Here is a 17857-nt window from a genome sequence, read left to right on the forward strand (position 1 = left end):
AAATGGAATATGCCCGATGGCTGACCCCCATGGCTGATATTGTTGGTCTGCTGCTGCCATTCTTCGGTCTGATCCTGATCGGCTATGTTGCCGCGCGCATTACAAAGCAGCCGGCAGAAGCGCTCGGCTGGCTGAATACGTTCATTATCTACGCAGCATTGCCGGCGCTGTTCTTCAGGCTCGTTTCGCAGACGCCGATCGAACAGCTGACTCGGATCGACTTCATCGCCACCGATATCGCCGCGACTTACTCGATTTTCCTGCTGCTGTTCCTGATCGGCCACTTCCTGCGCCGCAATTCGCTTGCCGACAGCACTATCCAGGCCTTTGCCGGCGCCTATGGCAATATCGGCTACATGGGGCCGGGGCTTGCGCTACTGGCGCTCGGCGAACGGGCCGCGGTTCCGGTAGCGCTGATCGTGTGCTTTGAAAACGCACTGCATTTCATTGTCGCGCCTGCCCTGATGGCGCTGGAAGGCGGCGACAAGCGATCGCCATGGCGCGTTGCTGCCGATATCGCCCGGAAGGTACTGCTGCACCCTTTCATCCTGTCGACAGCGCTGGGTTTTGTCGTGGCTGCGTTATCGCTGCACCAACCGATCGCCTTCGAGCGATTTGTCAATTATCTCGCACAAGCGGCTGCACCTTGTGCACTATTTGCCATGGGGGTAACGCTCGCGCTGCGTCCGCTGAAGCGGGTTCCAGTCGAGATCGGCTATATCGTGCCGGCAAAGCTCATCCTGCATCCATTGGTCGTCTATGTCGTCCTGCAAGCTGTCGGCGGCTTCGATCCGATCTGGATCGAGGCGGCCGTATTGCTGGCGGCGTTGCCGACGGCAACGAACGTCTTCGTCATCGGCCAGCAATATGGTGTCTGGCAGGAGCGGGCCTCCGCTACCATCCTGATCACCACGGCCTGTTCCGTGGTGACGGTTTCGCTGGTGCTCTATCTGATAAAGTCCGGCACCTTACCGGCGCAGCTTTTCCCGTAATGCCGACGAAAAGTTGCGCAGGCCGCCACCCGGTTCGATACCCTCGCGCATGACGATGTTGCGCAGCGGAGCAATGGCCGAAAGCACATGCAGGCCTGCCGCGCGCAGCATCTGTACCGGCAGGAAGTCCGACAGCAGCGAACGATTGAGAAGATCGACGCTTGCCGTGCGGCTGATGATGTCAGCACGTCTCTTGCGGTCGAAACTATCGCCCGATGTGGCCGGGATCGGCTGGTCCCCCCGCGTGCAGAGAATATCTGTCAGCGCCAGGATATCGCGAAGGCTGAGATTGAGGCCCTGCGCGCCGATTGGGGGGAAGACATGGGCTGCTTCGCCGATCAGCGCGGCGCGGCCTTTGCCGAAGCGATAGGCTGTCATGCCTGAAAGGGGCCAGACCTGCACGCTGTCCTCGATCGTGACCTGGCCGAGCATCGATTGCATCCGCTCCTCGACCAGTCGGCCGAGTTCTTCGAGCGACTTCTCTGCGTTGGCTGCCGCTTCGGCCGGCTTCTGAACCCAGACGAGGCTGGAGCGCCGGCCGGGCAGAGGCACCTGCGTAAACGGACCGCTTTCGGTATGGAATTCCGTGGAGATGTTCTGATGCGACAGGCTATGCGAAAAATTCAGAACCATTGCCGATTGCGGATAGGACCAGCCCTTGGTCTTGATTCCGAGCGTCTCTCGCACCATCGAATTGCGGCCGTCCGCGCCGACGACGAATGCCGCATCGATCGAATCGCCATTGTCGAGGGTAATCGATACGCCATCATCGCCGAAGGTGATCTCGGAAGCCGTGGCTTCGATGCGGCTGACATTGCCTTCCGCTTCGATGGCTTGGCTGAGATTGTCGAGCAACACGGAATTCGGAATATTGTAGCCGAAGGCATCCAGGCCGATTTCGGACGATCGGAACGAGACGGTCGGCGCCCGCAACAGTCGCGATGTGCCGTCTATGATGCGCATCGTCGTCAGCGGCGCGGCTGAAGGTACGATCCTGTCCCACAGCGTCAGGCGTTCCAGAAAGCGGATCGACTGATCCATCAGCGCCGTCGTCCGCTTGTCGGCCTTGCTGTGCGGCGCCACGACAAGGGCGACGGATCTTCCGCCGCGTGCCAGCGCGAAAGCCGTGATCATGCCGGCGAGTCCACCGCCGATAACGGCCACTTCAATCTGCTTCATATCGATGCCTCAATTGCCTTTGGTTCTGAAAATAAGCGCTTAGCCTGTTGAAATCCATGGGATGAAACATCGCAACGGGTGAAAATGACAGTGAGTCGCGCTAGCGTGCCGCAATGAACGCTTTTGCGCTGGCGATGCCGACCAAAGGATGCATATTAGCAAGAAAAACCGCCTGCCGGGGCAGGTGAATAAGCTGACGAGTCGTGGGGCGGATGAAAATCTTCAATTACAAGCGGGTGCCTTATGCGGAGATGCGTGCTTTCTCCGTTCATATACTGACGGCATCCGGATCGTTTCTCGCCTTTCTCGGTGTCGTCGCGGCGTCGGAACATCGCTTCGTCGATATGTTCTGGTGGCTTGGCCTGGCGCTGCTGGTCGATGGCATAGACGGGCCGATCGCGCGCAAGGTCCGCGTGAAGGAAGTTCTGCCAAACTGGTCCGGCGACACGCTCGACAACATCATCGATTACGTCACCTACGTGCTCCTGCCGGCCTTCGCGCTCTATGAGAGCGGTATGATCGGCGAGCCCTGGTCGTTTGTCGCCGCCGGCATGATCGTGGTTTCCAGTGCCATCTATTACGCCGATACCGGCATGAAGACGGACGAATATTTCTTCTCCGGCTTTCCGGTGGTCTGGAACATGGTGATTTTCACGCTTTTCGTCATCGGCGCCAGCGCCACGACAGCCATCATCCTCGTCGGCGTTTCCGTCGTCCTGACCTTCCTGCCGATCAATTTTCTTCATCCCGTGCGCGTCAAGCGCTTGCGGCCGCTGAACCTTGGCATATTTCTCTTCTGGTCGGCGCTTGGCATCTATTCGCTGCTGATGCATTTCGTCATGCCGCAATGGGCGGTTGTCCTGTTCATCGTCAGCGGGATTTATCTTTATTGCATCGGTGCCGTGCTGCAGTTTTTCCCGTCCCTCGGACGTCAGTAAGGATTGTGCATCATGAAGAAGACCAAGGCTATCCGTATTCATGAAAATGGCGGTCCGGAGGTCATGAAGCTGGAGGAGGTGGATTTGCCACCTCCCGGCGCGGGTGAGGTGCAGCTTCGTCACGCTGCGATCGGCCTCAACTTCATCGATGTCTACTTTCGCTCCGGCCTCTATAAGGCACCTCAATTTCCGTTGCCGCTCGGTAAGGAAGCTGCGGGGACGATCACCGAAGTCGGGCCTGGGGTAACCGATTTTGCCGTCGGCGATCGCGTTGCCTATGCCGGCAGCGATGGCGCCTACAGCATCGAACGCAACATCGAGACCCGGCATCTGGTCAAAGTGCCCGATGATATTCCGCTTGAAACCGCGGCATCGATGATGCTGAAGGGCATGACGGCCGAGTATCTGCTGAACCGCACCTTCAAGGTTGGTCCTGGAACGACGCTGTTGTTTCATGCGGCTGCAGGCGGTGTAGGCCTGATTGCCGGCCAATGGGCTAAGGCCCTCGGCGCCGAAACCGTCATCGGCACTGCCGGTTCCGCCGAAAAGGTCGAATTAGCGCTGGCGCACGGCTACGACCACGTCATCGACTACAGCGAAGAGAATTTTGCCGAGCGTGTCCGCGAGATTACCGGAGGCAAGGGTGTCGATGTCGTCTATGACTCGGTGGGCAAGGATACTTTCCCGCGGTCACTCGATTGTCTGAAGCCGCGCGGGATGTGGGTCACCTTCGGCCAGTCTTCCGGCCCGATCGAGAATTTCAATCTTGCCATCCTCAATCAGAAAGGCTCGCTCTTTGCCACGCGGCCAAGCCTTTTTGCCTATGTCGGCACAGCTGAGGAGTTGAGAGCCAGTGCAAAGGCGTTATTTGCTGTTGTGCAAAGCAGCAAAGTGCGTATCAATATTCATCAAACTTATCCGCTTGTTGATGCAGGGCGCGCGCATGCGGATTTGGAAGCCAGGAAAACGAGTGGAACTACACTACTGATCCCATAGATCCGTAAAGGGCAGGACGGTGGGAAGGAAATGAGGGGAACGTGTCGTCATCCGATGCGCCGGCAACCGGTGCACTATTGTCGGTTCGCAAACTGACGAAACTGTTCGGCAGTTTTACTGCTTGCAACGAAATCGATCTTGAAATCCAGCCGGGAGAAATTCACGCTCTCCTCGGAGAAAACGGCGCAGGGAAATCCACGCTCGTCAAGATGCTGTTCGGCGTGCTCGAACCGTCGCATGGACAGATCGTCTGGCAAGGGCAACCTGTGTCGATAGACGCGCCGGGCACGGCGCGCAAGCTCGGCATCGGCATGGTATTTCAGCATTTTTCTTTGTTCGAAGCGCTGACTGTCGCGGAAAATATAGCGCTCTCGCTCGACAGCAATATCCCGCTCGCAAAAATTTCCGAGGAAGCCGCAAAGCTCTCTCACGCCTATGGCTTGCCGCTCGATCCGAATGCACATGTCGCCGATCTTTCGGTTGGCGAACGCCAGCGCATCGAGATCGTGCGGGCGCTTCTGCAAAACCCGAAACTGATCATTCTTGACGAGCCAACCTCCGTTTTGACACCGCAGGAAGCCGATCGTCTCTTCGAGACCCTGTTTAAGTTGAGAGACGAGGGACGCTCGGTGCTCTACATCAGCCATCGGCTGGAGGAGGTGCAGCGCATCTGTTCGCGCGCTACTGTCCTGCGCCACGGCAAAGTTACGGGTGCCTGCGATCCGCGGCAGGAAACGACCGGTTCGCTCGCTCGTATGATGGTCGGCAACGATGTCGCCAGCGTGCAGCACGAGGGCCTCGGTGCGAAGGGAGATATTCTCCTGGAGATTGCCGGTCTTTCGGCACCGGCACGAACCCCGTTTGCCATGGCACTGAAGGACGTTTCCCTGCGTGTGCGCGCCGGCGAGATCCTGGCGATTGCCGGGGTTGCCGGCAACGGCCAGGGCGAATTGTTCGATGTCATTTCCGGCGAATACACGGTCGCAGCGGACGATCTCGTCCAATTGCGCGGCAAGTCCGTCGGCACCAAGGGCATTAATGCGCGCCGACTGATCGGCGCAGGTTTCGTGCCGGAGGAACGTCACGGTCATGCTGCGGTATCCGCATTGAAGCTGTCGGATAACCTCGTGCTCGCCAGGCATCAGTCGGACCGCAAGTCGTTTCTGGGTGGTAGCTTCTTCAACGTCATCAGGCATGGCGCGGTCAAGCAGGCGACGAAGCGCATCTGCGAGGCGATGGATGTGCGCAAGAGCGGCGAGGATCCGGCTGCCGGCGCCTTGTCCGGCGGCAATCTGCAGAAGTTCATCGTCGGCCGCGAACTGGATCGCCAGCCAAGCGTGCTCGTCGTCAACCAGCCGACCTGGGGCGTCGATGCCGGCGCCGCAAGCCGCATCCGCCAGGCATTGGTCGATCTCGCCCGCGACGGCTCGGCCGTGCTCGTCATCAGCCAGGATCTGGATGAGATTTTTGAAGTCGCGACCGATATTGCCGTCATTTCGGAAGGGCGGCTGTCACCGTCCTATCCGGCCGGCGAGTTGACGCGCGAAAAGATTGGCCTGCTGATGGGCGGGCTGCATGAATCGAAGACGCATTCGGAGCCTGCACATGCGCATTGAACTTGAAAAGCGCCCGCAGGTCTCGAAGCTGTTCGGCTTCCTGTCGCCGTTACTTGCTCTCGCGTTGGCGCTGATCGCAGGCACCATCATGTTCGCCGTCATGGGCAAGGATCCCGTCGAGGCGCTCGACGCCTTCTTTGTCGAGCCTCTGCTGGAAGTGTGGTCGCTGCACGAATTGGCGATCAAGGCGGGGCCGCTGATCCTGATCGCCGTCGGCCTATGCCTCTGCTACCGTTCCAACAATTGGAATATCGGTGCCGAAGGCCAGTTTACGATGGGTGCGATCGCCGGCTCCTTCATCCCGATCGTTTTCACTGATTGGCATTCGCCGATGATCCTGCCTTTGATGCTGATCGCCGGCGCCATCGGCGGTGCACTCTATGCCGCCATTCCCGCGCTGCTGAAGGCTCATTTCAATACCAATGAAATCCTGACGAGCCTGATGCTTGTCTATATTGCGCAACTGTTCCTCGATTGGCTGTCGCGCGGGCCGTGGCGCGATCCGCAGGGCCATAATTTCCCGCAGAGCATCGATTTTCCGCCGGAAGCCGTCCTGCCGGCGATCTGGGAGGATTCCGGGCGCGCGCATTGGGGCATCGTCTTTGCCGTTATCGCGGCGATCCTTGCCTGGTTCGTTATGAAATATACGCTGAAAGGCTTTGAGATAAGCGTGCTCGGCCAGTCGGCGCGGGCAGGGCGCTTTGCCGGTTTTTCCTCGCGGAAAATGGTTTGGTTCGCCTTTCTCGTTTCGGGGGCGCTCTCGGGATTGGCCGGCATATCCGAAGTTTCCGGTTCCATCGGCCATCTGCAACCGGCGATCTCGCCGGGTTACGGTTTCACCGCCATCATCGTCGCCTTTCTTGCGCGCCTCAATCCGCTCGGAGCCATCCTTTCCGGTCTGGTGCTGGCGCTGACCTATCTCGGTGGTGAAGCCGCGCAATTATCGCCGGGGATATCAGCCAAGGCGGCCAGCGTTTTCCAGGGCCTCTTGCTATTTTTCGTGCTCTCCTGCGACACGTTGATCTATTACAAAATCCGTGTGATCTGGTCGCGGGTCCGTGGAGGTGCGGCATGAGCGTTTTCGAAGCAATCCTCCTGACGATCATCACCGCATCGACGCCGCTCGTTATCGCTGGCCTCGGCGAATTGGTGGTGGAGCGCTCGGGCGTCCTCAACCTCGGCGTCGAAGGCATGATGATTATCGGCGCCGTCGCCGCTTTTGTCGGCGCGCAGATGAGCGGATCGCCCTATGTCGGCCTGCTGACCGGTATCATTGCCGGTGCGCTCTTCTCGCTGCTGTTCGGCTTCCTCACTCTGACGCTGGTGACGAACCAGGTGGCGACCGGTCTGGCGCTGACCATCCTGGGGCTCGGCCTTTCCGGCATGATCGGTGAAGGCTATGTCAGCGTGCCTGGCGTCCAGCTGCACGAGATCGTCTTCCCGTTCCTGTCGGATATTCCGCTGATCGGCTCGGTGCTGTTCAAGCAGGATCTGACCTTCTACCTCTCAATCGCGCTTCTGATCGGCGTGAATTGGTTCCTCTTCCGCAGTCGCGCCGGCCTGAAACTGCGTGCCGTCGGCGACAGCCATGGCTCCGCCCATGCGCTCGGGATCGACGTCATCCGCACGCGCTATCTCGCTGTCATGTTCGGCGGTGCCTGCGCCGGGCTTGCCGGCGCGCAGCTCTCGCTCGTCTATACGCCGCAATGGGTGGAGAACATGTCGGCCGGCCGCGGTTGGGTGACGCTGGCGCTCGTCGTCTTCGCCTCCTGGCGGCCGATGCGTGTTCTGGCCGGCGGTTATCTCTTCGGCGCCGTAACGATCCTGCAGTTCCATGCGCAGGGCTTCGGCGTCGGCATTCCCTCGCAATTCCTGTCGATGCTGCCCTATGCGTCGACTATTGTGGTTCTCGTCATCATCTCTCAAAATCGCCGCGCGACCTTGATCAACACGCCAGCGTCGCTCGGCAAGGCCTTCGTTCCGGAGCGTTGATTGCAACGGCCGGACCGATTTCTGCAAAACATGTCAAACCAGTAGGGGTAACCATGAAAAAACTAGCACTCGCCCTCACAACGACAGCGGCAGCCATCGTTGGTTTCGCTGCCGCTGCAGAAGCAGCACCGACCAAGGTCTGCTTCGTCTATGTCGGTTCGCACACGGACGGCGGCTATTCGCAGGCGCATGATCTCGGCCGTCAGCAGATCCAGAAGGAATTCGGCAACAAGATCGAGACGCCTTATCTCGAAAACGTACCGGAAGGCCCGGACGCCGAGCGCGCCATCGAGCGTCTCGCCCGCTCCGGCTGCTCGCTGATCTTCTCCACCTCGTTCGGCTTCATGGATGCGACCGTCAAGGTTGCCGCCAAGTTCCCGAAAGTGAAGTTCGAGCATGCGACCGGCTTCAAGAGCGGTCCGAATCTCGCGACCTATAACTCGCGCTTCTATGAAGGCCGCTATATCCTCGGTCAGATCGCCGCCAAGATGTCGAAGAACCATGGTGCCGCCTACATCGCGTCCTTCCCGATTCCGGAAGTCGTGATGGGCATCAACTCCTTCGAACAGGGCGCCCGCTCGATCGATCCGAGCTTCAAGCTCAAGGTCGTCTGGGTCAACACTTGGTTCGATCCCGGCAAGGAAGCTGATGCCGCCAAGGCCATGGTCGACCAGGGCGTCGATATCCTGACGCAGCACACCGATACGACGGCGCCGATGCAGGTGGCTGAAGAGCGCGGCATTCACGCTTTCGGCCAGGCTTCCGACATGATCAAGGCTGGCCCGAAGGCGCAGCTGACGGCGATCGTCGACACCTGGGGCAACTACTACTCCAAGCGCGTTCATGCGCTGCTCGACGGCACGTGGAAGTCCGAACAGAGCTGGGACGGCCTCAAGGACGGTATCTTGAAGATGGCGGACTATACGAACATGCCTGACGACGTGAAGAAGATGGCCCAGGAAACCGAAGCCAAGATCAAGTCCGGCGAGCTGGCTCCCTTCACCGGTCCGATCAACAAGCAGGACGGCACGCCCTGGCTGAAGGCCGGTGAAAAGGCTGACGACGGCACGTTGCTCGGCATGAATTTCTACATCGAAGGCGTGGACGACAAGTTGCCGGCTTCGAAGTAAGCTCCATCGAATAGTTAAAGTTGAGAAAAGGGTGCCTCGGGCGCCCTTTTTTGTTGCGCTGCATCATCGAATGTCGATTTACAAAAGTATTACTATATGATTTTTTGACGGCGGGCCTGAGGAGATGGCCTTTGGGAGATAATCATGAAGTTTAAGACCGCACTCGTTAGTGCTACGATTCTCGCTGCCTGCATGTTTACGTCGGCGTCGGCTAAAGACCTGGTTGTCGGCTTCTCGCAAATTGGTTCGGAGTCTGGCTGGCGCGCGGCTGAGACCACGTTGACCAAGCAGGAAGCCAAGAAGCGCGGCATCGACCTGAAATTCGCTGACGCGCAGCAGAAGCAGGAAAACCAGATCAAAGCGATCCGCTCGTTCATCGCGCAGGGTGTCGATGCGATCCTGCTGGCGCCCGTCGTCGAAACCGGCTGGGATGCCGTTCTGAAGGAAGCCAAGGAAGCAAAGATCCCGGTCATCCTGCTTGACCGCACGGTCGCCGCGCCGAAGGACCTTTATCTGACGGCTGTCACATCCGACCTGGTTCATGAAGGCAAGGTTGCCGGCGACTGGCTCGTGAAGACAGTCGGCGACAAGAAGTGCAACATCGTCGAGCTGCAGGGCACGACCGGTTCCTCGCCGGCCATCGCCCGCAAGAAGGGTTTCGAGGAAGCCATCAAGGGTCATGACAACCTGAAGATCGTTCGCAGCCAGACCGGCGATTTCACTCGCGCCAAGGGCAAGGAAGTCATGGAAAGCTTCCTGAAGGCTGAAAACGGCGGCAAGGATATCTGCGCGCTCTATGCTCATAACGACGATATGGCCGTCGGCGCCATTCAGGCTATCAAGGAAGCCGGCCTGAAGCCGGGCAAGGACATCCTGACCGTGTCGATCGATTCGGTTCCGGATCTCTTCAAGGCCATGGCTGCCGGTGAAGCCAACGCAACCGTGGAGCTGACGCCGAACATGGCTGGTCCGGCCTTCGATGCGCTCGATGCTTACCTGAAGACCAAGAAAGAGCCGCCGAAGTGGATCCAGACGGAATCCAAGCTCTACACGCAGGCCGATGATCCGCAGAAGGTCTACGAGCAGAAGAAAGACCTCGGCTACTAAGACGAAAGCCCATCGCACCGAATCGGCAATACCGCGCCGGTGCGATATATTGTGCAAGATGCCGGCGCACCCACGGAATGCGCCGGCTATCGCTTTCGCAATTTGATTCATTCCAAGGAAATTCGCGCTTCATGGCTCACGACGTAGAGCGACTTCTGACGGCGACAGGTTTTTGTAAATATTTCCCCGGTTCGACCGCTCTCGATCATGTCGATTTCACATTGATGCGCGGCGAGGTTCATGCGCTTCTCGGCGAGAACGGTGCTGGAAAATCGACCCTGATCAAATGCATGACCGGGGCCTATCGCCGCGATGCCGGTACTCTGGTTCTCGATGGAGCCGAGATCGATCCGCATGACACGCTTGCCGCGCAGAAGCTTGGTATTGGAACGGTCTACCAGGAAGTGAACCTGCTGCCCAATCTGAGCGTGGCGGAAAATCTGTTTCTGGGTCGTCAGCCGCGGCGGTTCGGTATGGTCACCAGCCGCGTCATGAACCAGATGGCGAGAGATCTGCTGTCGCAATATGGCTTGGATATCGACGTCGGCCGCCAGCTCGATCGCTTTTCAGTCGCCATTCAGCAGGTGATCGCCATCGCCCGCGCCGTCGACCTGTCCGGCAAGGTCCTCATTCTCGATGAGCCCACTGCGAGCCTGGATACGCATGAAGTAGAGATGCTGTTCGGTATTGTCAGGCGATTGAAACAGCGCGGACTGGGAATTGTGTTCATTACGCATTTCCTGGAGCAGGTTTACGAAATCTGCGATCGCATCACCGTTCTCCGCAACGGCCGGCTGGTCGGCACCCGCGAGGCGGACGGTCTTCCGCGGCAGACCCTGATCGCCATGATGCTTGGCCGCGAACTCGCCGAGACTGAAAGCACGATCAAGCAGAGCGAGACGGAAAGCGGCCCGGTCAAATATCACTTCACGAATTTCGGCAAGCGCGGCAAGATCAAGCCGTTCGACATGGAGGTGCGCGTCGGCGAAGTTGTGGGCATTGCGGGCCTGCTCGGCTCAGGGCGCACAGAAACTGCCGAAGTGCTCTTCGGCGTCGAGCGCGCCGACAGCGGCGAGGCGAAGATCGAAGGCAAGACCATTGCGCTCTCCAGTCCACGTGCGGCGATCAAGAGCGGCTTCGGCTTTTGCCCGGAAGATCGCAAGACTGATGGGATCATCGGTGATCTCTCCATTCGCGAAAATATCGTCATGGCGCTGCAGGCAAGGCGAGGCTGGGCAAGGCCCTTGCCGCGCAGCGAGCAGAACGCCATCGCCGATCGCTATATTAAGGCGTTGGATATCCGCACGACCGACCGGGAAAAGCCGATCAGGCTCCTTTCAGGCGGTAACCAGCAGAAAGCCATACTTGCCCGCTGGCTGGCAACCAATCCGAGCTTCCTCATCCTGGATGAACCGACGCGCGGCATCGATGTCGGTGCCCATGCGGAAATCATCCGATTGATCGAGGATCTTTGCCGGCAGGGAATGTCCCTGGTGGTCATTTCATCCGAACTCGAGGAGCTTGTCGCCTATAGTTCGCGAGTCATCGTCCTGCGCGACCGCGAACATATTGCTGAGTTGACCGGCAGTGAGATAACGGCCGGAAATATCGTCGAGGCTATCGCCACGGCTCAAAAGACGCGGGAGGACGCATGAGCTCGTCAATCAAAACCTCCTTGCTTCGACTGATGCCTCAGTTCATTGCACTCGCGGTTATTCTTCTGTTGAATTTCATCATGTTCCCGCATTTCTTTCATCTGGAAGTTCAGAACGGAAGACTCTACGGGAGCTTGGTAGACGTACTTAATCGCGGTGCGCCGGTAGCGCTGCTCGCCATCGGCATGACGCTGGTCATCGCCACGAAAGGGATCGATCTGTCCGTCGGGGCGGTCATCGCGATTTGCGGTGCTGTCGCGGCTTCTTCGATTGTTGCCGGCTACTCGCTTTCCTATACGCTGCTCTTGACGATCGGCATCGGTCTGGCATGTGGCCTCTGGAACGGATTCCTCGTCGCCGTACTCGATATCCAGCCCATCATCGCGACGCTGGTGCTGATGGTGGCCGGCCGAGGCATTGCGCAATTGATCACTGAGGGGGCGATCCTCACCTTCAACAATGACGGGCTGATCTTCCTTGGCAGCGGCTCCTTCGCCGCCCTGCCGATGCCTGTCGTGATCTGGCTTGTCGCTGCGCTTCTGGTGATCGCTCTGGTGCGGCGCACAGCTCTCGGAATGCTGGTCGAAGCCATTGGCATCAATCGCCGGGCAAGCACCTTGTCCGGTATCCGGACCCCGGTCCTGCTGATTGCGGTTTACGCATTGAGCGGCCTTTGTGCCTCCATCGCCGGCATCATCGTCACGGCCGATATCAAGGGTGCGGACGCCAACAATGCCGGTCTGTGGCTTGAGCTGGACGCGATCCTTGCGGTCGTGGTTGGTGGCAATTCGCTGCTTGGTGGCCGTTTCAGCATCGTCGGTTCGCTGATCGGCGCGATGATCATTCAATCGGTCAATACAGGCATCCTGCTCTCCGGCTTTCCGCCGGAGTTCAATCTGGTGATCAAGGCGATCATCGTCATCGTCATTCTGGTCATCCAATCCCCCGCCATGCAGTCCGCAACCGCATTCTTCTGGCGCCGGCGCGGCGAGGGGCAAATGGTGCAAAAGGAGCAGGCAAAGTGAATTCGAAATATCTCCCGCTGCTTGCGACCATCGTCATTTTCATTCTGGCTTATGCCGGCTGCGTGACACAGTATCCCAACATGCTGTCGACGCGCGTGATCGGCAACCTTTTGACCGATAATGCCTTTCTCGGTATCGCAGCTGTCGGCATGACATTCGTCATCATCTCCGGCGGAATTGATCTGTCCATCGGATCGGTCATTGCCTTTACCGGCGTGTTCCTGGCGATCGTCCTTCGCGATACCACGATCCATCCCCTGATCGCTTTCGCTCTGGTCCTTGTGATCACGACAATTTTTGGCGCCGGCATGGGCGCCATCATCCACTATCTCAGCATGCCGCCCTTCATCGTGACGCTGGCCGGCATGTTCCTGGCGCGGGGCATTGCCTTCGTGCTGTCGATCGACAGCATTCCGATAGAGCATGATTTCTACTCTCAGCTCAATGATCTCTATTGGCTGATGCCCGGCGGCGGCCGGCTGACTTTGATCGGCGGTCTCATGCTGCTCGTCTTTGCCGGCGGCATTGTGCTGGCGCATCGCACCCGTTTTGGTGCCAATGTCTACGCGCTGGGTGGGGGTGCGCAGACCGCGGAACTGATGGGCGTGCCCGTGGGAAGAACGACGATCCAGATCTACGCTCTGTCCGGCTTTCTTGCCGGTCTATCCGGAATCGTTTTTTCCATTTATACCTCAGCGGGATATTCGCTTGCCACGGTCGGCGTCGAACTCGATGCGATCGCTGCCGTGGTTATAGGCGGAACACTGCTGACGGGAGGAGCGGGGTTCGTCGGAGGAACACTCATCGGAATTCTCATACAGGGCTTGATTCAGACCTACATCACCTTCGATGGAACGCTTTCCAGCTGGTGGACGAAGATATTGATCGGCTTGTTGCTGTTTGCCTTTATTCTGATGCAGAAGGGTCTCCTGCTGCTTTCCCGCTTGAATCGACGATATGCCTGAGGGAGGGACAGAGCGCTTGCGCGACCGATTGCTTGAGACCGGAAAATCAGAGGGAAAATCGCGCACGAGCCACGCTCAGGTGGTCGATGAGCTGGGCAAGGCGATCGTCTCCGGCGCGTTTCCGATCGGAAGCATTCTTCCTGGCGACAGCGAGCTTCTGCAACGGTTCAAGGTATCGCGCACGGTCCTGCGTGAGAGTATGAAGACTTTAGCCGCAAAGGGGCTTGTGGTGCCGCGTGCGCGCGTCGGCACGCGCGTCACCGAGAAGATCCATTGGAACATGTTCGACAACGAGGTGCTCAACTGGCATTTCGAAAGCGGCGTCAACAAGGAGTTCCTTCTCCATCTTTACGATATACGCATGGCATTCGAGCCTTTTGCCGCAAGCCTCGTGGCGGAAAGGGCCAGTCGAGAGGACATCGAACTGCTCCGCAGTCTTGCCGCTGCCATGGCAGCGCCGCATCATACCTCCGATAGCCTCGCGGTCGCCGATCTGCATTTCCACTTGGCAATTACGGAGGCTTCGCAGAACCCATTCATGCGATCGCTGGGCGGACTTATCGAAGCCGCACTCGTCGGCATGTTCCGCATGAGCGCACCGCCTTCAACCAATGGCTTCGCCAATATTGCGGATACGCATATGGCCATAGTGGACGCGATAGCGGCGCGTGACGGACTTTCGGCCCATAAGGCGATGGAATTTGTGATCATCGATGGGCGTCAGCATGTTCTCGAAGCTTTCGAGGCTCTTGCCGAAGCCTGAAGGTCGCCTTCAATTTCGCCGTGGTTCATCGCTCGACTTGTTGATATGAGGGGAGTCGCCCGGCCCCCGGGCGGCGCTTGACCGTATATCTCGGAGCTTGAAATGGAACGCAGCTGCCTCGCCATCATCCTCGCCGCCGGCGACAGTACCCGCATGAAGTCGTCGATGTCGAAGGTCCTGCACCCGATTGCCGGGCGTCCGATGATCGCCCATGTCATGGAGGCGATCGCCAGGACCGGGATTTCAGCGGCGGCTCTGGTGGTCGGGCGCGATGCGGATGAGGTCAGCGCGGCAGCATCGATCGGCGATATTGCCGTCGAATCCTATCTGCAGAAGGAGCGGCTCGGCACGGGCCATGCCGTGTTGGCGGCGCGCGAGGCGATTGCCCGCGGATATGATGATATTATCGTTGCCTATGGAGACGTCCCTCTGCTGACCGATGTGCCGCTTCGTGCGGCCCGCCAGGGACTGGCCGATGGCAATGACATCGTCGTCATCGGCTTTCATACGGAGCATCCCAACGTCTATGGCCGCTTGCTGGTCAAGGAAGGCGAACTGATCGCCATTCGAGAAGCCAAGGACGCCACCGATGCCGAACTGGCGATAAAGTGGTGCAATAGCGGGCTGATGGCGATCAATGGCCGCAAGGCGCTGGAGCTTCTCGACCGCATCGGCAACAACAATGCCAAGGGCGAATATTATCTCACCGATCTCGTCGAGATCGCCCGCTCGCTGGGCGGCCGCGCCGTTGCGGTCGATGCGCCCGAGGTCGAAATGACTGGCTGCAACAACCGGGCCGAGCTCGCCTTCATCGAGCGCCTCTGGCAGGAGCGGCGCCGGCAGGAGCTTATGCTGTCGGGCGTGACCATGGTGGCGCCAGAAACCGTGTTCCTCGCCTATGACACCGTGATCGGCCAGGATGCGTTGATCGAACCAAATGTCGTTTTCGGTCCCGGTGCGGTGATCGAGGGGGGCGCGGTCATCCATGCCTTCTCGCATATTGAGGGCGCCCATGTCAGCGCCGGCGCGACGGTTGGCCCCTTTGCGCGGCTGCGTCCGGGCGCGGATCTCGCCGGCGGTGCCAAGGTCGGCAATTTCTGCGAGGTCAAGAACGGCAAGATCGGCGAGGGTGCCAAGGTCAATCACCTGACCTACATCGGCGATGCGACGATCGGCGGCGGCAGCAATATCGGCGCTGGCACGATTACCTGCAACTATGATGGGGTCAACAAACATGAGACGCATATTGGCGCCAATGCTTTCGTCGGTTCCAACTCATCGCTGGTCGCGCCCATCCGCATCGGCGACGGCGCATATATTGCTTCCGGCAGTGTCATCACCGATGATGTTCCGGCCGACGCGCTGGCTTTTGGCCGGGCTCGCCAGGAAGTAAAGCCAGAGCGAGCCAAGGCAATCCGCGAGCGAGCTCTTGCCATCAAGGCAGCGAAGAAGGGCGGCCACTAAAACTCGCGTGTCGACGTAACGGTCAGAAATCGAAAGTGACCGTGACGGCAATTGAGAAAATCGCAGGAATGATTAGGACTTGCCCTCATATCTGAGGCCAGACGGAGAGCTGTATGTGCGGTATTGTGGGGATCGTCGGAACGAAGCCTGTGGCGGAGCGCTTGGTGGACGCGCTGCGGCGGCTGGAGTACCGCGGCTATGATTCGGCGGGAGTTGCGACGATCCACGACGGCGTGATGGATCGCCGCCGCGCGGAGGGAAAGCTGTTCAATCTGGAAAAGCGCCTCGAGTCGGATCCTTTGCCCGGCACGACCGGCATTGCACATACGCGTTGGGCAACCCACGGCGTTCCGAATGAAACCAATGCCCATCCGCATTTCGTCGAAGGTGTTGCTGTCGTCCACAACGGCATTATCGAGAACTTCTCCGAGCTGCGCGAAGAATTGAAGGCCGAAGGCCAGGAATTTGCCTCGCAAACGGATACGGAAGTTGTCGCTCATCTATTGGCGAAATACGTTCGCGAAGGCCTGGACGCACGTTCGGCCATGCTGAAAATGCTGAACCGTGTGACGGGCGCCTACGCATTGGCCGTGATGTTTCAAAACGATCCCGGCACGCTGATGGCGGCGCGTTCTGGCCCGCCACTTGCGGTCGGCTACGGCAAGGGCGAGATGTTCCTCGGCTCGGATGCCATCGCACTTGCACCTTTCACCAATGAGATCACCTATCTGGTCGATGGCGACTGCGCGATTGTCACCCATGTCGGCGCAACCATTCTCGATTTCAACGGCAATGAGGTGACGAGGCCACGGCAGATTTCCCAGGCGACCGCCTATGTCGTCGATAAGGGCAATCATCGCCACTTCATGGAAAAGGAAATCTACGAGCAGCCGGAAGTCATTTCCCATGCGCTCAGCCACTATGTCGATTTCGCCAGCCATCGCGTGCGCCCGGATGTCTCGGCCATAGATTTCGGCGGCGTGTCCGGCCTTGCGATTTCGGCTTGCGGCACCGCCTATCTTGCCGGCCTGATCGGCAAATACTGGTTCGAGCGCTATGCGCGTCTTCCGGTCGAAATCGATGTGGCCTCCGAATTCCGCTATCGCGAAATGCCGTTGTCGCCGTCGCAGGCGGCGCTGTTCATATCCCAATCCGGCGAAACCGCGGATACCTTGGCTTCGCTGCGCTACTGCCGGGACAACGGCCTGAAGATCGGAGCCGTGGTCAACGTCAGGGAATCGACCATCGCGCGTGAATCCGACGCGGTGTTTCCGATCCTGGCTGGTCCCGAGATCGGCGTCGCCTCGACGAAGGCTTTCACCTGCCAGCTTGCGGTTCTCGCATCGCTCGCGATCGGAGCAGGCGTTTCTCGCGGTACTGTCAGTGCCAAGGATGAGGAAGGGATGGTGCGCCATCTCGTCGAGATGCCGCGTATCATGGCGAATGTGCTGAATATCATCCAGCCGCAGATGGAAAGCCTGTCGCGCGAAATCTCGAAGTTCAAGGATGTGCTCTATCTTGGTCGCGGCACGAGCTTCCCGCTCGCCATGGAAGGCGCGCTGAAACTTAAGGAGATTTCCTACATCCACGCAGAGGGCTATGCGGCCGGCGAATTGAAGCACGGGCCGATCGCGCTGATCGACGAGAATATGCCCGTCATCGTCATTGCTCCGCATGACCGCTTCTTTGACAAGACCGTTTCCAACATGCAGGAAGTGGCAGCACGCGGCGGCCGAATCATCTTCATCACGGATGAGCTTGGTGCGGCAGCCTCGACATTGCCGACCATGGCGACCATCACCTTGCCCGTCGTCGACGAGATCATCGCACCGATCATATTCTCGCTGCCGATTCAATTGCTTGCCTATCATACGGCTGTCTTCATGGGCACGGACGTCGATCAGCCGCGCAATCTCGCCAAATCGGTCACCGTGGAATAGGACAACTTCCGTCCCGCATTTGCCGTCACGTCATCGTGAGCCGGACGTTTGTTCGGCTCGCGGACGCGGCTGGCGGGTTGTATGCCGCGCAGATT

General features: G+C 59.0%; 15 protein-coding genes. 14 read left to right on the forward strand and 1 reads right to left on the reverse strand.

Going from position 1 to position 17857, the window contains the following annotated elements; translation table 11 throughout:
• Positions 1 to 29: 29 nt before the first annotated feature.
• The gene (locus FBZ97_RS16620; protein ID WP_113352562.1) at positions 30 to 992 is read left to right on the forward strand and encodes an AEC family transporter; all 963 of its coding nucleotides are present in this window, start codon (positions 30 to 32) and stop codon (positions 990 to 992) included.
• Here the strand turns inward: FBZ97_RS16620 and FBZ97_RS16625 are convergent.
• Positions 969 to 2171 (reverse strand): UbiH/UbiF family hydroxylase, encoded by a 1203-nt coding sequence (locus FBZ97_RS16625; RefSeq protein ID WP_145320119.1) that lies wholly within the window; start codon positions 2169 to 2171, stop codon positions 969 to 971. The genes FBZ97_RS16620 and FBZ97_RS16625 overlap by 24 nt on opposite strands.
• Positions 2172 to 2383: 212 nt before the next feature.
• Between FBZ97_RS16625 and pcsA the strand changes: the two genes are divergently transcribed.
• From pcsA to glmS, 13 genes are all read left to right on the forward strand, one after another.
• A complete protein-coding gene (gene pcsA / locus FBZ97_RS16630) occupies positions 2384 to 3109 on the forward strand; it encodes a phosphatidylcholine synthase (RefSeq protein WP_145320117.1) in 726 nt (241 codons plus the stop codon).
• 12 nt (positions 3110 to 3121) lie between these two features.
• On the forward strand, positions 3122 to 4105 hold the full coding sequence (locus tag FBZ97_RS16635; RefSeq protein ID WP_113352559.1) for a quinone oxidoreductase: 984 nt from the start codon (positions 3122 to 3124) through the stop codon (positions 4103 to 4105).
• Between the two features lie 41 nt (positions 4106 to 4146).
• Positions 4147 to 5721 carry an ABC transporter ATP-binding protein gene (locus tag FBZ97_RS16640; protein ID WP_145320115.1) on the forward strand — a complete coding sequence of 525 codons (1575 nt, stop codon included), beginning with the start codon at positions 4147 to 4149 and terminating at the stop codon, positions 5719 to 5721.
• Positions 5711 to 6796 (forward strand): ABC transporter permease, encoded by a 1086-nt coding sequence (locus tag FBZ97_RS16645; protein WP_145320113.1) that lies wholly within the window; start codon positions 5711 to 5713, stop codon positions 6794 to 6796. Before FBZ97_RS16640 ends, FBZ97_RS16645 begins: the two co-directional genes overlap by 11 nt.
• Positions 6793 to 7713 (forward strand): ABC transporter permease, encoded by a 921-nt coding sequence (locus FBZ97_RS16650; RefSeq protein WP_113352558.1) that lies wholly within the window; start codon positions 6793 to 6795, stop codon positions 7711 to 7713. Before FBZ97_RS16645 ends, FBZ97_RS16650 begins: the two co-directional genes overlap by 4 nt.
• A gap of 53 nt (positions 7714 to 7766) precedes the next feature.
• Complete coding sequence (locus tag FBZ97_RS16655; protein ID WP_069612139.1) at positions 7767 to 8843, forward strand: BMP family ABC transporter substrate-binding protein; 1077 nt, start codon at positions 7767 to 7769, stop codon at positions 8841 to 8843.
• A gap of 144 nt (positions 8844 to 8987) precedes the next feature.
• Complete coding sequence (gene ytfQ, locus FBZ97_RS16660) at positions 8988 to 9950, forward strand: galactofuranose ABC transporter, galactofuranose-binding protein YtfQ (RefSeq protein ID WP_069612140.1); 963 nt, start codon at positions 8988 to 8990, stop codon at positions 9948 to 9950.
• Between the two features lie 131 nt (positions 9951 to 10081).
• A complete protein-coding gene (ytfR, locus tag FBZ97_RS16665) occupies positions 10082 to 11605 on the forward strand; it encodes a galactofuranose ABC transporter, ATP-binding protein YtfR (protein WP_113333799.1) in 1524 nt (507 codons plus the stop codon).
• The gene (locus FBZ97_RS16670) at positions 11602 to 12630 is read left to right on the forward strand and encodes an ABC transporter permease (protein WP_113333755.1); all 1029 of its coding nucleotides are present in this window, start codon (positions 11602 to 11604) and stop codon (positions 12628 to 12630) included. Before ytfR ends, FBZ97_RS16670 begins: the two co-directional genes overlap by 4 nt.
• Positions 12627 to 13595 (forward strand): galactofuranose ABC transporter, permease protein YjfF, encoded by a 969-nt coding sequence (gene yjfF, locus FBZ97_RS16675; protein ID WP_113333756.1) that lies wholly within the window; start codon positions 12627 to 12629, stop codon positions 13593 to 13595. The genes FBZ97_RS16670 and yjfF overlap by 4 nt, the downstream gene beginning before the upstream one ends.
• A 16-nt stretch (positions 13596 to 13611) precedes the next feature.
• Positions 13612 to 14358: a FadR/GntR family transcriptional regulator gene (locus tag FBZ97_RS16680; RefSeq protein ID WP_069612144.1), complete on the forward strand. Its 747-nt coding sequence runs from the start codon at positions 13612 to 13614 to the stop codon at positions 14356 to 14358.
• Positions 14359 to 14460: 102 nt separating this feature from the next.
• Positions 14461 to 15822, forward strand: a complete 1362-nt coding sequence (glmU, locus tag FBZ97_RS16685) for a bifunctional UDP-N-acetylglucosamine diphosphorylase/glucosamine-1-phosphate N-acetyltransferase GlmU (protein ID WP_145320111.1) — start codon at positions 14461 to 14463, stop codon at positions 15820 to 15822.
• Between the two features lie 113 nt (positions 15823 to 15935).
• A complete protein-coding gene (glmS, locus tag FBZ97_RS16690; protein WP_145320109.1) occupies positions 15936 to 17762 on the forward strand; it encodes a glutamine--fructose-6-phosphate transaminase (isomerizing) in 1827 nt (608 codons plus the stop codon).
• Positions 17763 to 17857 lie beyond the last annotated feature (95 nt).

The sequence above is a fragment of the Rhizobium sp. ERR 942 genome (assembly GCF_007828395.1).
GTDB lineage: Bacteria > Pseudomonadota > Alphaproteobacteria > Rhizobiales > Rhizobiaceae > Rhizobium > Rhizobium dioscoreae.